A 14,420-nucleotide genomic window follows, 5' to 3' on the forward strand; every position below is an offset into this window, starting at 1 on the left:
TCTCTTTCGAGGCAGTTCAGTCAAGCGGGCGGATACCGGGAGCAACAGAGTGCACACCGCCCGGAGTCGGGTATTCCGATCACACCCCGTGTGAAGGCGGTTGCCCTAGGCTGACGCCACCGAGCCAACGGAGGGCCTCCATGCAGCCCAACACCCTGCTCGACGCGATCCTCGACGAGGCCGGGATCTCCCATGCCGGCCTGGCCGCCCATGTGAACCAGGCGGGGAAGGCCCGCGGACTCGCGCTGCGCTACGAACACACGGCCGTCGCCCGCTGGTTGAAGGGCCAGCGCCCGCGCGGCCAGGTCCCCGATCTGATCTGCGAGGTCCTCGCCGGACGGCTCCAGCGGCACCTCACCCTGGACGACATCGGCCTCGGCATCCCCGGCGAGCCGGCCTCGGCGCACGGGTCGAGCCTGTCCGGCTTCGTGGAGCGGGCCACCGCCCTGTGGCGCTCCGACGAGCAGCAGCGCCGGCACGTCCTCGACGCCCCGGCCGTCACCGGGACCCCGGCCGTGATGCCGGTCTGGGAGTGGGAGAACCCGCCGGAGGACAACGACGTGTCCCGCGGCGGCCGGCACCCGGTCAGCCAGGCCGACCTCGACATGATGCGCTCGGCGCGCACCCACTACGAGCAGATGTACCGCAAGGCGGGCGGCATAGCGACCCGCACCCGCATCGTCGGCTTCCTCAACGCGGAGGCGGCGCCGCTGCTGCGCGGCCGCTACACCGACGCGACGGGCCGTCAGCTGCACCGGGCCACCGGCGGGCTCGTCGCCATCGCCGGCATCTGCGCCTACGACTCGGACGCGCACGGGCTCGCGCAGCGCTACTTCCACCAGGCGCTGCGGCTCGCGAAGGCCAGCGGGGACCGGGGGCTCGGCGCGTACGTGATAGCGCTGCTGGTCAACCAGGCGCTGCACATGCGCGAGCACCGGCAGGCCGTCGCGTTCGCGGAGGCCGCGCTGCGGGCCGCCGGGCGGCACATCACCCCGGCGCTCGCCTCGGACCTGTACGCGATGCAGGCCAAGGCGTACGCGCACATCGGCGACGGTACGAGCGCCCTGGAATGCGTCCGGCGTGCCGAGTCCGCCGCCGACCGCATCCGGCGCGGCCACGAACCGGACGAGACGGGCTACGTGCAGCCCGGGTTCGTCAACGTCCAGGTGGCCGAGGCGCTGCTCCGCCTCGGGGACTGCGCGGGGGCCAAGGAGCACGCGCAGGAGGCCGTGCACACGCCGGCGCACGACCGGGGGCGGGTGCACCGGCTCGCGGTGCTCAGTCAGATCCAGTTGCGCCAGGGCAACGCGGAACAGGCCGTGGCCACCGCGGTCGAGATGGCCGAGCGGGCCCGCGGGATGGAGTCGCAGCGGCTGCGCGACAGACTCCGGGCGGTCCGCGAGCACCTGGTGCGCAGCGGGTGCGCCGGCACGGCCGAGGCCGCCGAGCTCATCGACGGAGCGCTGCGCGTGCCGCTCTGAGCCCCCGTCCGATTCCCTCTGGGTTCTTTCTGGTCCCTTTCGAGAGGCGCTCGTTCACACCCCTGCTGCGATATTGCCATCAACTCGGCGGAAGGTGGCAGAACCGTGCAGTGGACGAAACAGAACGAGCAAACCGTGTACGAAAACAGGTGGTTCAGCGTCAATCTGGCAGATGTCGAACTCCCTGACGGCCAGCACCTCGACCACTTCCTCATCCGGCTGCGCCCCGTGGCCGTGGCCACGGTGGTGAACGAGGCGAACGAAGTACTCCTGCTGTGGCGGCACCGTTTCATCACCGACAGCTGGGGCTGGGAGCTGGCGGCCGGCGTCGTCGAGGACGGCGAGGACATCGCGTACGCGGCCGCGCGGGAACTGGAGGAGGAGACCGGCTGGCGGCCGGGACCACTGCGGCACCTGATGAGTGTCGAACCGTCCAACGGCCTCACGGACGCCCGGCACCACATCTACTGGACCGACGAAGGGACGTACATCGGCCACCCCCAGGACGACTTCGAGTCGGACCGCAGGGAATGGGTCCCGCTCAAGCTCGTCCCCGACATGATCGCCCGGGGTGAGGTCCCGGCCGCCAACATGGCGGCCGCCTTACTCCTGCTCCATCACATGCGCCTGTGAGGACGGGTCTCGCCCCGGCGTCAGCGGCCCAGCAGCTGCCAGACCGCGACGGTCAGGGCGCCGACGGCGGCCAGCGCGGCCACCGCGGGCAGCGGCCAGCGGGTGTGCTCGAGCGCGGTGACGCGTGCGTTCAGCTCGTCCTGGTCCTTGGCCGTCTCGTCGTCGCGGTGGGCCAGCAGGGCCAGCCGGCCGTCGACGCGGGTCAGCCCGACCTCGAAGACGCGGCGTAACTCTGCGAGTTCCTCGGGGACCACGGGACGCTCCGGGTCGGTGGTCACGGGTCCGCTCCTTTCCGTAGCCGTCACTTCCTTGTCGTACGCACCTTGGTGCGCACGGGAAGTCAACTCGCCTGGTGGGCGCGGCGGGAGCGTGTGCGGAGGGCATATGCGGGTCACGCGCGCGTGCCCCGTGCGAACGCGACGGGCCCGGTGTTCCGAAGAACACCGGGCCCGTCGGCGAGCACGGAGTGTGATGCCCCGCGGGGCACGGCTCAGGCGTACGTGTAGAAGCCCGAGCCCGTCTTGCGGCCGAGCCGGCCCGCGTCGACCATCCGCTGCAGCAGCGGGGGAGCGGCGTACAGCGGCTCCTTGTACTCGGCGTACATCGAGTCGGCGATCGAGACGATCGTGTCGAGGCCGATCAGGTCCGAGAGCTTGAGCGGGCCCATCGGGTGGGCGCAGCCCATCTCCATGCCGTTGTCGATGTCCTCGCGGCTGGCGATGCCGGACTCGAACATCCGGATCGAGGAGAGGAGGTACGGCACGAGCAGCGCGTTCACGACGAAGCCCGAGCGGTCCTGGGCGCGGATCGCGTGCTTGCCGAGGATCTTCTCCACCATGGCCTGGGCGCGGCTGATCGTGCCCTCGGACGTGGTGAGCGCCGGGATCAGCTCGACGAGCTTCTGCACCGGGGCCGGGTTGAAGAAGTGGATGCCGATGACCTGGTCCGGGCGGGACGTGGCGACGGCCAGCTTCACCAGCGGGATGGAGGAGGTGTTCGACGCGAGGATGGCGTCGGGGCGGGTGACGACCTGGTCGAGGACCTGGAAGATCTCCGTCTTGACCTGCTCGTTCTCCACGACGGCCTCGATCACGAGGTCGCGGTCGGCGAACTCGCCGAGGTCCGTGGTGAACGTGAGGCGGGCCTGCGTCTCCGCCAGCTCCTCCTCGGTGATCTTGCCGCGCTCGGCGGCCTTGGCGAGCGAGTTGAGCAGTCGGGTCCGACCGATCTCCAGAGCCTCGCCGGTGGTCTCGGCCACCTTCACGTCCAGGCCGGAGCGGGCGCAGACCTCTGCGATCCCCGCGCCCATCTGGCCACAGCCCACCACTCCGACGCGTTGGATGTCAGTCAAGGGGTCCGTCACCTCGTGCCTTTCGCTGATCTTCCGGGGTCGCCGGGGATCGGGGGTCTACCGGGGCTGCACGTTACCCCGTCGTAGGGGCAGGAGTGGAGCCCGGGTTGACGCCGGATCGCCCCGGCCACACGGTGGCACAACGGAACCGGCGCATCCATGGGACGTATCTCACGTCCACGGAGGCGCCGGTGTGAGAGGTGCGGGTGGGGTGGGGAACGGGGGTGCGGAGTGGGGTTCGCAGTGGGGTGTGGGACGGGGTGCGGGGTCGGATGTGGGCCGAACCCCGCCGGGCTCTAGGCCGTGGCGGTCGCGTGCCGGACCTCGCAGTCGGGGCCCGGTGACACGATCGCCTCGTGACCGTCCTCGAAGCGGACACGGAACGGCGGGCCGCTGTCGCCGCCGAGGACCTCGATGATCTCGGCGACCTTGTCGTGCTGGCCGACGACCCGGCCGTGGACCAGCAGCCGGTCTCCTTCGCTTGCCTGCATCACGGAACCTCCTCGCCATACACGTCGGTACGCCCAGTTTAGGCTTCTCGTCCCTTTCGGGACCCCCGTCGGCCGGACCTCTGTGTCACCGCGATGCACAGCAGGACCACGACCGCGGTGAGCGGCGCCGCCACCGGCAGGTGCTCCCCGAGCAGCGTCACCGACCACACCAGCGTGAGCAGCGGCTGCGCCAGTTGCACCTGGCTGGCCCGGGGGACACCGATCAGCGCCATGCCCCGGTACCAGACGACCATCCCGAGGAAGAGCGAGCCGACCGACACCCACAGCAGGCCCGCCACACTGTGCGCTGTGAGCCGCACCGGCTCGTGCGGCAGGGCGAGCGCCGCGCCCACGATCGCGAGCGGCAGCGACAGGACGACGGCCCAGCCGATCACCTGCCAGCCGGGCATGACGGAGGCCAGCCGCCCGCCCTCCGCGTAACCGGCCGCGCAGACGAGCAGGGCCGCGAACAGATACAGATCGGCGCGGCCGAGCGCGCCGCCGCTCTGCTGCACCGTGAACGCGAGGACCGCCGCGGCGCCCGCGCAGGCCGCGCACCAGAACGCGCGCGACGGCCGGGCGCCGGTCCGCAACACCGACACCGCGGCCGTCGTCAGCGGCAGCAGGCCCACGACGACGGCGGAATGCGCGGTCGTCGCCGTCTCCAGGGCCAGCGTCGTCAGCATCGGGAAGCCGAGCACACAGCCGCCCGCGACCACCGCGAGCCCCGCCCAGTCGCGCGGTCGCGGCACCGGTATCCGCAGCGCGAGCAGACAGCCGCCGGCGATCAGCGCCGCGAGCACCACCCGCAGGCTCACCAGAGACCAGGGCCCGAACCCCTCCAGGCCCCAGGCCGTACCGGGGAAGGTCAGCGAGAACGTGGCGACCCCTGCCGCCGCGAGCAGCAGGCCGCGGCCGGAACCGGGGCCGCCCCGGGCATCCGCCGAGGTGCCTGCCGAGGAGCCCGCTGACGTGTCCGCCGAGGTGCTCGCCGACGTGTCCGCCGAGGGGTCGACTGCTACTCCGCTCGGCGCGATAGCGCTATTCTCTGCTCTCATGCATGAGCGTAGCAGTGGGGATGAACTGGCGAAACAGCTCCGATCCGAGCTGAACCGCTACTCGACCGGTGAGAAGCTGCCGTCGAGCCGGGCCCTCGTCGACCGCTTTCGCGTCAGCCCCGTGACCGTCTCCCGGGCCCTGGCCCAGCTCGCCGCCGAGGGCCTCGTCGTGACCCGCCCGGGCGCCGGCGCCTTCAAGGCCGCACCGCGCGCCACCGCACCCGTGGGTGACACCTCCTGGCAGGAGGTCGCGCTCAGCGCCGAGACCGCCGGTGAACCCGTCCCGCGCGCGGTCGACGCGTCCGGCGTCCTCATCACACTCGCCGCCTCGCCGCCCGGCGTCATCGAGTTCAACGGCGGCTATCTGCACCAGGCCCTCCAGCCGACCGCCGCCATGGCCGCCGCCCTCGCCCGGGCCGGCCGCCGCCCCGGCGCCTGGAACCGCCCGCCCGTCGACGGACTCCCCGAACTGCGCGACTGGTTCGCCCGCGGCGTCGGCGGCGGCGTCACCGCAGCCGAGGTCCTCGTCACCAACGGCGGCCAGTCCGCCCTCGCCACCGCGCTGCGCGCCCTCGCCCCGCCCGGCGCCCCCGTCCTCGTCGAGTCGCCCACCTACCCCGGCATGCTCGCCATCGCCCGCGCCGCAGGGCTCCGCCCCGTACCCGTCCCCGTCGACCACGACGGCGTCCGTCCCGAACTGCTCGAACAGGCCTTCAAAGCGACCGGCGCCCGCCTCTTCGTCTGCCAGCCCCTGTTCCAGAACCCCACCGGTGCCGTCCTCGCCCCCGAGCGCCGCCCCGAGGTGCTGCGCATCGCCCGCGCCGCCGGAGCCTTCGTCGTCGAGGACGACTTCGTGCGCCGGCTCGTCCACTCCGATGCCGGACCGCTGCCCAGGCCGCTGGCCTCCGACGACCCCGACGGCGTCGTCGTGCACGTCTGCTCGCTCACCAAGGCCACCTCGCCGAGCCTGCGCATCGGCTGCCTCGCCGCCCGCGGCCCGGTCCTGGAGCGGCTGCGCGCCATCCAGGTCGTCGACCAGCTCTTCGTGCCGGGCCCGCTCCAGGAGGCCACCCTCGAACTCGTCGGCTCCCCGGCCTGGCCGCGCCACCTGCGCACCGTCGCCGCGGAACTCAAGCACCGGCGGGACCTCCTCGCCGCCGGGATCGCGGAGCGGCTGCCCCAGCTGTCCGTCGACCACATCCCCTCCGGCGGCTACCACCTGTGGGCCCGGCTCCCCGACGGCACCGACGAGCAGCGCCTCGTCGCGAGCGCCCTGCGGGCCGGCGTCGCCGTGCCCCCGGGCCGTCCCTACTTCGCGGCCGAGCCGCCGGCCCCGTACCTGCGGCTCAGCTTCGTGGCCGTCGCCGGGGCCGCCGAGATCACCGAGGGCGTACGGCGCCTCGCCGCGGCCTGGGCCGAACCCTGACGGACGCGGCCCTTGACCTCTCCTACCAGCGAGTAGACCATCGGGCCCATGCAGCTCAGCGTCACGCTTCTCGCCGCCGCGCGCAGCTCCTCCCTGCTCGCCGAGCGCTTCGACGACGACCGCCCGCTCGACGAGGCCGGCTGGTACGAGGTGCAGCGCGTGGGACCGGTGCTCGGAGCGCTCGCCGCGGCCGAACTGCGCTACTGCTCACCCACCCCGCGCAGCCGGGCCACCGGCGACGCCCTCGGACTCGCCCCGCTCGTCCAGCCCGCCCTGCGCGACTGCGACATGGGGCGCTGGCGCGGCCGCACCCTCGGCGAGGTCACGGCCGTCGAACCGGCCGCCGTCGACCACTGGCTGCGCGACCCCCGCTCGGCCCCGCACGGCGGCGAACCGCTGCTCGCCTTCATCTCCCGCGTCGGCACCTGGCTGGACACTCGGCCCGCCGACGACGGCACCCGGATGGTCGCGATCGCCGAGCCCTCCGTCGTCCGGGCCGCGCTCGTCTACGCCCTGAAGGCGCCCCCGTCGACGTACTGGAACATCGACGTACGCCCCCTGTCGACGGCCACCGTCAGCGGGCAGCCGGGGCGCTGGAACCTGCGGCTCGGCGGTAGTCCGTCGTGAGGAGCAGGTCCTTCGCCGGGCCCCGCACCCGCCACACCGACCGCCAGACGTCCGGTCCGGTCACCGTGAACGTGCCCCGGTAGAGGTCCGCCGCGCACGGATGGTCCGTGACGTGCGTGCCCGTGCGCAGGTCGAGGCCGTGGAAGAACCGGCCGTCCGCGAAGCGCACCACGACCGTGCCGGGCTCGTCACCGGGCCGGAAGAAGAGCGTGCGCTCGGCTGGCCGCGCGACCCCGCGCCAGGTGAACGCCCCGGACTCGAAGTGCCGCAGCCCGCCCTCGCCGTCCCCGGCCAGGCCGAAATCCGTCGTCCCGACGAAGCGGCCCGTGACGTCCTCGGACAGGTCCCGCACGCTGCGCTCGACGTCCCAGCGCCCGCCCAGAAACCCGAGCGCGTCGGGCACCGCCCAGGTCTCGCCCACGCCCCTCGCCCCTTCCACCGAAGCCCTGTCTCCCGGATCCGCCGCAGTCTAGGACGCCCGGCTTCGGGCAGGTCCTGCCGAGCGAGCTCTCCTGCCGGTTCCACGGCTCGGGCCGCAGCCGGAAACCGATGTCACCTCGTCGGGAATCGGCGTCAGGACGTCCCTCCGGTCAGCCCCTCGACCGTGCCGAGCTGCTTCCAGGACCCCTTCACCCGTCGGTCGACCCACACGGGGCGGTCCTGGGCGCGGTGACCCTTGAACGCGTAGTGCCCGAGCAGTCCGTCCACCTCCACGTCGTCGAGGTCCGTGCGCAGTTGGGCCCGCACCATGTCGAGCTGCTCGACGGCGGGCCGCTCCGCGCCCAGCGCCCGGTCCACCGCCGCCGCGACGGCCAGCGTCGTGTCGTACAGCTCCGCCGTGCCCCGGTGCTTCAGGAGCGCGCGTACCTCGGCGGGCGCCGAGCAGAGCTTCGGGAAGTCCGCGCAGTCGGGCTTCTGCCGCTCGTCGTTGAACGCGCGGAAGCGCAGGCTCCCGTCCGGGAGCTGCGCGTCGTTCCGGTCGAACATGGCGCGGTCCTCCGGGGTGTCGCAGGCGTTCGCGTACGCGTCACGCACGGCGAGGGAGGTTCCGCGCTCGATCATCTTCTCGATCCGGTCCTCGTCGTCGTGCGAGGGCAGGTCGCTCACCACGACCAGCTGTGAACGCTTGCGGTCCAGGTCCTTCAGGAACTTCGCGGTGTCCGGGGTGCTCGTACCCCGCCCGTCGACCGTGTCGTCGGCCGTGAGCCCGGACGCCCGCAGGCCGATACCGAACGACTCCTCGCCCGAGTACGACGCCGTCCAGTCCAGTTCCGATATGTCCATCACCCGCTCCATGCCGAAGGCACCGCGCAGATAGCGTCCGGCCTGCCGCCCGGCCGCCGTCTCGGGCGCCGTGACGCCGTACTCGACGCCCTCCGCCGCCCACGTCGACCGGCACACGTTGACGACGGGCATGCCCGCCTCGAGGTCGTCGAAGTCCGCGATGTCACCGATCAGGGCGAGTGCCGACGGGTGCCGGTCGGTGAAGGTCGCCGCCGACTCCTGGTCGTCCCGTACGGTGACGACCTCCAGCGGCACCTTGTGCTTCGAGCGCCGGCGCGCCTCGTCGAGGGCCGCCCGCACGGTCCGCTCGCGGGCCTTCGCCGTGGCACCCGCCGCGTCGTCGTCCACGGCGAGTCCGATCGTGTACGTCCCCAAAGGCGCGGTCGACGTGGCGACCGGGGGAGGGCCGTCGGGCCCGGTCTCGACGACGCCGTCCTCCCCGTCCGAGGCGGCAGAGAGGCCGATCGCCGTGGGCACCCCGAGGACGAGCAGCGCGGCGGCCACGCCGAGGAGGGGACCGCGACGGGAGCGGCGGGGCGCCGGGGGAGCGGGCGTCCAGGCGCTCACCGGCGTCCTCACGGGCTCCGGTGCGGGTGCGGGCTCCGGTTGCTTCGCGACGGGTACGGCGTCCTTCACCACCGGCACGGGCTTCGGAGCCGGAGCCGGAGTCGGGACAGGTGTGGGCGCCGGCTTCGTACCCGGCCGCGCCGCGAGCACCCGCTCCAGCGCCTCCCGCGCGTCCGCGGGCCGCTCCCCGGGCTCCTTCGCCATCAGGTCGAGCACCAACCGGTCGACCGCGGGCGTCAGTTCGGCCCGCGCCCTGCTGGGCCGCAGCGGCACGTCGTTGAGGTGGTTGAACATCACGCCCGCCGCGTCACCGACGAACGGCGGCCGCCCGACGAGCAGTTCGTACAGCACGCACCCCACCGCGTACAGGTCCGCGCTCGCGTCCCCGGCCCCGTCGCGGAACCGCTCCGGCGCCATGTACTGCACGCTCCCGAACGGCAGCTGCCCCGTGTGCGTCAGCCGTGGATCGGCGGCGCGGTAGGCCACGTAGCGCGCGATCCCGAAGTCCACGATGCGGGCCCGCGAGACCCCGGACTCCTCGGAGACCATGATGTTGGCCGGCTTGATGTCCCGGTGCACGACGCCCGCGCGATGCGCCACGTCCAGGCCCCGGCACACGTCCGCCGTCCACGCCAGCGCGTCCGCCACGGACACCCGTACCTCGTCGCGCAGGATCTCCTGCACCGTCCGCCCGGCGACCAGCGCCATCACCAGGTACGGACGCGTCCCGTCGATCCCGTGGTCGTGCACCGCCACGACGTACGGACTGTCCAGCGCCGCCGCGACCAGCGCCTCGCGCCGGAACCTGGCCAGCGCCTCGGACTCCTCCGCGCCCCCGTCCCCGCCGCCCTTGAGGACCTTGACCGCCACGTCCCGGTCGAGCTGCAGGTCCCGCGCCCGCCAGACCTCGCCCATCCCGCCCGCCCCGATGACCTCCACGAGCTCGTACCGCCCGCTGAGCCGATGCCCCCGCACCCCGTCCCCCCTCACGGACCGTTTCTCGGTCCCGGCCACCGAGCCTAGGCCGTGCCGCCGGATCGCGGAGCCCGGCCGCCGCGCTTACCGTGCGAGAGAGGGGAAGGGCCGGGCGCGGGGGAGTGCTGGGTGATCGATTGCATAAACGTGCAGTGCGGCGTATAGTCATGCCATCCAGGAGGAGGGTTCCATGGCGGTACGTGCAGCGGTGGCGGGAGCGAGTGGATACGCGGGCGGCGAAGTCCTGCGTCTGCTGCTCGCCCACCCCGAGGTAGAGATCGGCGCCCTGACGGCGAACACGAACGCGGGGCAGCGACTGGGCGCGCTCCAGCCCCATCTCCAGCCGCTGGCCGACCGCGTGCTGCAGGCGACGACCCCCGAGGTGCTCGCCGGGCACGACGTCGTCTTCCTGGCGCTGCCGCACGGCCAGTCCGCCGCTGTCGCCGAGCAGCTCGGTCCGGACGTGCTGGTGGTCGACATGGGCGCCGACTTCCGGCTCAAGGACATCGCGGACTGGGAGAAGTTCTACGGTTCGCCCCACGCCGGCACCTGGCCGTACGGCCTTCCCGAGCTGCCGGGTGGCCGCGCCGCGCTGGAGGGGTCCAAGCGCATCGCGGTGCCCGGTTGCTACCCGACCGCCGTCTCCCTTGCGCTGGCCCCGGCGTACGCGGCCGGCCTGGTCGAGCCCGAGGCCGTGATCGTCGCGGCGTCCGGCACCTCCGGCGCCGGCAAGTCGCTCAAGCCCCACCTCCTCGGCAGCGAGGTCATGGGGAACATGACGCCGTACGGCGTCGGCGGCGGCCACCGGCACACCCCCGAGATGATCCAGAACCTGAGCGCGGCGGCGGGCGAGCGGATCTCCGTCTCGTTCACACCGACGCTCGCGCCGATGCCCCGCGGCATCCTCGCCACGTGCAGCGCCAAGGCCAAGGACGGTGTCACGGCCGACACCGTGCGCGCCGCCTACGAGAAGGCGTACGGGGACGAGCCGTTCGTGCGGCTGCTCCCCGAGGGCCAGTGGCCCGCCACCGCCGCCGTGTACGGGTCGAACGCGGTGCAGATCCAGGTCGCGTACGACGAGGCCGCCGGCCGCGTCATCGTCATCAGCGCGATCGACAACCTCACCAAGGGCACCGCAGGCGGTGCCGTCCAGTCCATGAACATCGCCCTGGGTCTCGACGAGACCACCGGGCTCTCGACGATCGGAGTCGCGCCGTGAGTGTGACGGCAGCCAAGGGATTCCAGGCCGCGGGCATCGCCGCCGGAATCAAGGAGAGCGGGAACCCGGACCTGGCCCTCGTGGTCAACCGCGGCCCCCGTCTCGCGGCCGCGGGCGTCTTCACCTCCAACCGCGTCAAGGCCGCCCCGGTCCTGTGGTCCGAGCAGGTCCTCAAGGGCGGTCTCGTGTCCGCCGTCGTCCTCAACTCCGGTGGCGCCAACGCGTGCACGGGCCCCCAGGGCTTCCAGGACACGCACGCCACCGCCGAGAAGGCCGCCGAGGTCCTCGGGCTGAACGCGGGAGAGGTCGCCGTGGCCTCCACCGGCCTCATCGGTGTCCTGCTCCCCATGGACAAGCTGCTGCCCGGCGTCGAGACCGCCGCCGCCCAGCTGTCCGAGCACGGCGGCGAGAAGGCCGCCATCGCCATCAAGACCACCGACACCGTGCACAAGACCGCCGTGTACGAGGGCGCCGGCTGGACCGTCGGCGGCATGGCCAAGGGCGCGGGCATGCTCGCCCCCGGCCTCGCCACCATGCTCGTCGTCCTCACCACGGACGCCGACCTCGACAGCGAGGTCCTCGGCAAGGCACTGCGCGACGCCACCCGCGTCACCTTCGACCGCGTCGACTCCGACGGCTGCATGTCGACCAACGACACGGTGCTGCTCCTCGCCTCCGGCGCCGCCGAAGTCACCCCCGAGTACGCCGAGTTCGCCGAGGCCGTCCGCACGGTCTGCGACGACCTGGGCCGCCAGCTCATCGGTGACGCCGAGGGTGCGAGCAAGGACATCAAGATCGAGGTGATCAACGCGGCGAGCGAGGACGACGCCGTCGAGGTCGGCCGCTCCATCGCGCGCAACAACCTCCTCAAGTGCGCCATCCACGGCGAGGACCCCAACTGGGGCCGCGTCCTGTCCGCGATCGGCACGACGTCCGCCGCCTTCGAGCCCGACCGCCTCAACGTCGCGATCAACGGCGTGTGGGTCTGCAAGAACGGCGGCGTGGGCGAGGACCGCGACCAGGTCGACATGCGGTTCCGCGAGGTCGTCGTCACCGCGGACCTCGCGGCCGGCACCGAGGCCGCGACGATCTGGACGAACGACCTGACCGCCGACTACGTCCACGAGAACAGCGCGTACTCGTCATGACCGAGACCCCGCAGAACGAGACCTCCAAGAGCGAGCCGCCGCAGAAGAAGAGCGGCGCGCGCAAGCACACCGCGCTGCCCAAGGCGCAGATCCTCATCGAGGCGCTGCCCTGGCTGACCCGGCACCACGGCAAGACCGTCGTCATCAAGTTCGGCGGCAACGCCATGATCGACGAGGAGCTGAAGGCCGCCTTCGCGCAGGACGTCGTCTTCCTGCACCACGCGGGCCTCAGGCCCGTCGTCGTGCACGGCGGCGGCCCGCAGATCAGCAAGGCCCTCGACCGGCACGGCATCGTCAGCGAGTTCAAGGCCGGCCTGCGCGTCACCACCGAGGACGCCATGGACGTCGTACGGATGGTGCTCGCCGGCCAGGTCCAGCGCGAGCTCGTCGGCCTGCTCAACCAGCACGGGCCGCTCGCCGTCGGCCTCACCGGCGAGGACGCGCACACCATCACCGCCACCAAGCACCAGCCCCGCATCGAGGGCGAGCTCGTCGACATCGGCCGCGTCGGCGAGATCACCGAGATCGACACCGGCGCCATCGAGGCCCTGCTCGCCGACGGCCGCATCCCGGTCGTCTCCTCGATCGCCCGCTCCCAGGACGACCACCATGTCTACAACGTCAATGCTGATACGGCGGCTGCGGCACTCGCTGCTGCGCTGGACGCCGAGACGCTGATGGTCCTCACCGACGTCGAGGGCCTCTACGAGGACTGGCCGAACTCGGACGAGGTCATCAGCCGGCTCACCGCGAGCGAGCTGGAGAAGCTGCTCCCCGACCTGGCGAGCGGCATGGTCCCGAAGATGGAGGGCTGCCTGCACGCCGTGCGCAACGGGGTGCACACCGCCCGCGTCATCGACGGCCGCGTCCAGCACTCGATCCTGCTGGAGATCTTCACCGACGAAGGCATCGGCACGATGGTCGTGCCGGACGGGGAAAAGGGGGGAACGGCATGACCGGCACCGCGGAGCTGGCCCAGCGCTGGCAGGGCGCCCTGATGAACAACTACGGCACACCCCGCATCGCCCTGGCCAAGGGCGCGGGCGCGAAGGTGTGGGACGCCGACGGCAAGGAGTACCTCGACTTCGTCGGCGGTATCGCGGTGAACGCGCTGGGCCACGGCCACCCCGCGATCGTCGACGCGGTCTCCACTCAGATCGCCTCCCTGGGCCACGTCTCCAACCTGTACATGGCCGAGCCGCCCGTCGCCCTCGCCGAGCGGCTGCTGGAGCTCTTCGGCCGCGACGGCGCGGTGTTCTTCTGCAACTCGGGCGCCGAGGCCAACGAGGGCGCCTTCAAGATCGGCCGGCTCACCGGCCGCCGCCACATGGTCGCCACGACCGGCGGCTTCCACGGCCGCACCATGGGCGCCCTCGCCCTGACCGGCCAGCCCGGCAAGCAGGACGGCTTCACCCCGCTCCCCGGCGACGTCACGCACGTCCCGTACGGAGACGTGGACGCGCTGCGGGCCGCGGTCACAGAGGACACCGCCTTCGTGATCATCGAGCCGATCCAGGGGGAGAACGGGGCGGTCACCCCGCCCGCCGGCTACCTCAGGGCGGCCCGCGAGATCACCCGCGCCACCGGCACTTTTCTCGTCCTCGACGAGGTGCAGACCGGCGTCGGCCGCACCGGCCACTGGTTCGCCCACCAGGCCGAGGAAGGCGTCGACCCCGACGTCGTCACCCTCGCCAAGGCCCTGGGCGGCGGCCTGCCGCTCGGCGCCACCGTCGCGTTCGGCGAGGCGGCGAAGCTCCTCAAGCCCGGACAGCACGGCACCACCTTCGGCGGCAACCCCGTCGCGTGCGCCGCCGGCCTCGCCGTCGTGGACACCGTCGCGGCCGTCGGACTCCTCGAGAACACCCGGCGCGTCAGCGAGCGGCTCACGGCCGGAATCGAGTCCCTGAAGCACCCACTGGTCAGCCACGTCAGGGGCGCCGGACTCCTGCTGGGTATCGTGCTCACCGGGCCGCGCGCACCCCAGGTGCAGCAGGCGGCCCAGGACGCGGGCCTCCTGGTGAACGCGCCCGCACCCGACGTCATCCGGCTCATGCCCCCGCTGAACCTGACGGACGCCGAGGCGGACGCGTTCCTCACGGCGCTGCCCGCCGTACTGGACACGGCCGCGGCCGACGGGGAAGCAGGATCCTGAGGATGGGA

14 protein-coding genes are annotated in these 14,420 nt (G+C 72.6%); 8 read left to right on the forward strand and 6 right to left on the reverse strand.

Going from position 1 to position 14,420, the window contains the following annotated elements; genetic code table 11:
• Positions 1-140: 140 nt before the first annotated feature.
• Together ACIBTU_RS24160 and ACIBTU_RS24165 are read left to right on the forward strand one after the other, a co-directional pair.
• Complete coding sequence (locus ACIBTU_RS24160) at positions 141-1,481, forward strand: transcriptional regulator (RefSeq protein ID WP_399128469.1); 1,341 nt, start codon at positions 141-143, stop codon at positions 1,479-1,481.
• Between the two features lie 105 nt (positions 1,482-1,586).
• On the forward strand, positions 1,587-2,114 hold the full coding sequence (locus ACIBTU_RS24165) for an NUDIX hydrolase (RefSeq protein WP_188339935.1): 528 nt from the start codon (positions 1,587-1,589) through the stop codon (positions 2,112-2,114).
• 20 nt (positions 2,115-2,134) lie between these two features.
• Here the strand turns inward: ACIBTU_RS24165 and ACIBTU_RS24170 are convergent, their stop codons facing one another.
• The 4 genes from ACIBTU_RS24170 to ACIBTU_RS24185 all read right to left on the reverse strand — a co-directional run bounded on the left by ACIBTU_RS24170 (position 2,135) and on the right by ACIBTU_RS24185 (position 5,014).
• On the reverse strand, positions 2,135-2,392 hold the full coding sequence (locus ACIBTU_RS24170) for a hypothetical protein (RefSeq protein WP_399128470.1): 258 nt from the start codon (positions 2,390-2,392) through the stop codon (positions 2,135-2,137).
• Between the two features lie 212 nt (positions 2,393-2,604).
• The gene (locus tag ACIBTU_RS24175; RefSeq protein WP_399128471.1) at positions 2,605-3,465 is read right to left on the reverse strand and encodes a 3-hydroxybutyryl-CoA dehydrogenase; all 861 of its coding nucleotides are present in this window, start codon (positions 3,463-3,465) and stop codon (positions 2,605-2,607) included.
• 296 nt (positions 3,466-3,761) lie between these two features.
• The gene (locus ACIBTU_RS24180; RefSeq protein ID WP_399128665.1) at positions 3,762-3,956 is read right to left on the reverse strand and encodes a DUF1918 domain-containing protein; all 195 of its coding nucleotides are present in this window, start codon (positions 3,954-3,956) and stop codon (positions 3,762-3,764) included.
• A gap of 38 nt (positions 3,957-3,994) precedes the next feature.
• Entirely contained in the window at positions 3,995-5,014 is a 1,020-nt protein-coding gene (locus ACIBTU_RS24185; protein WP_399128472.1) for a DMT family transporter, read from the reverse strand.
• On the opposite strand from ACIBTU_RS24185, the gene ACIBTU_RS24190 reads away from it, so the two are divergent.
• Both ACIBTU_RS24190 and ACIBTU_RS24195 read left to right on the forward strand, forming a co-directional pair.
• Entirely contained in the window at positions 5,013-6,440 is a 1,428-nt protein-coding gene (locus ACIBTU_RS24190) for a PLP-dependent aminotransferase family protein (RefSeq protein WP_399128473.1), read from the forward strand. The genes ACIBTU_RS24185 and ACIBTU_RS24190 overlap by 2 nt on opposite strands.
• A 48-nt stretch (positions 6,441-6,488) precedes the next feature.
• Complete coding sequence (locus tag ACIBTU_RS24195) at positions 6,489-7,067, forward strand: histidine phosphatase family protein (RefSeq protein WP_399128474.1); 579 nt, start codon at positions 6,489-6,491, stop codon at positions 7,065-7,067.
• Here the strand turns inward: ACIBTU_RS24195 and ACIBTU_RS24200 are convergent.
• Together ACIBTU_RS24200 and ACIBTU_RS24205 are read right to left on the reverse strand one after the other, a co-directional pair.
• Positions 7,015-7,488, reverse strand: coding sequence for a DUF6314 family protein (locus ACIBTU_RS24200; RefSeq protein ID WP_399128475.1), 474 nt, complete (start codon positions 7,486-7,488; stop codon positions 7,015-7,017). The genes ACIBTU_RS24195 and ACIBTU_RS24200 overlap by 53 nt on opposite strands.
• 152 nt (positions 7,489-7,640) lie before the next feature.
• Positions 7,641-9,908, reverse strand: coding sequence for a protein kinase (locus tag ACIBTU_RS24205; RefSeq protein ID WP_399128476.1), 2,268 nt, complete (start codon positions 9,906-9,908; stop codon positions 7,641-7,643).
• Between the two features lie 175 nt (positions 9,909-10,083).
• Here ACIBTU_RS24205 and argC point away from each other — a divergent pair, with 175 nt between their 5' ends.
• Genes argC through ACIBTU_RS24225 form a run of 4 tightly spaced genes read left to right on the forward strand, consistent with a single transcriptional unit; the run spans position 10,084 to position 14,412 of the window.
• On the forward strand, positions 10,084-11,112 hold the full coding sequence (gene argC / locus ACIBTU_RS24210) for an N-acetyl-gamma-glutamyl-phosphate reductase (protein WP_399128477.1): 1,029 nt from the start codon (positions 10,084-10,086) through the stop codon (positions 11,110-11,112).
• A complete protein-coding gene (gene argJ / locus ACIBTU_RS24215) occupies positions 11,109-12,260 on the forward strand; it encodes a bifunctional glutamate N-acetyltransferase/amino-acid acetyltransferase ArgJ (RefSeq protein ID WP_399128478.1) in 1,152 nt (383 codons plus the stop codon). The genes argC and argJ overlap by 4 nt, the downstream gene beginning before the upstream one ends.
• Complete coding sequence (gene argB / locus ACIBTU_RS24220) at positions 12,257-13,216, forward strand: acetylglutamate kinase (RefSeq protein WP_399128479.1); 960 nt, start codon at positions 12,257-12,259, stop codon at positions 13,214-13,216. Before argJ ends, argB begins: the two co-directional genes overlap by 4 nt.
• Positions 13,213-14,412, forward strand: coding sequence for an acetylornithine transaminase (locus ACIBTU_RS24225; RefSeq protein ID WP_399128480.1), 1,200 nt, complete (start codon positions 13,213-13,215; stop codon positions 14,410-14,412). The genes argB and ACIBTU_RS24225 overlap by 4 nt, the downstream gene beginning before the upstream one ends.
• Positions 14,413-14,420 lie beyond the last annotated feature (8 nt).

Origin of the sequence: Streptomyces sp. NPDC050145, from assembly GCF_044460245.1 — a bacterium.
Lineage (GTDB): Bacteria > Actinomycetota > Actinomycetes > Streptomycetales > Streptomycetaceae > Streptomyces.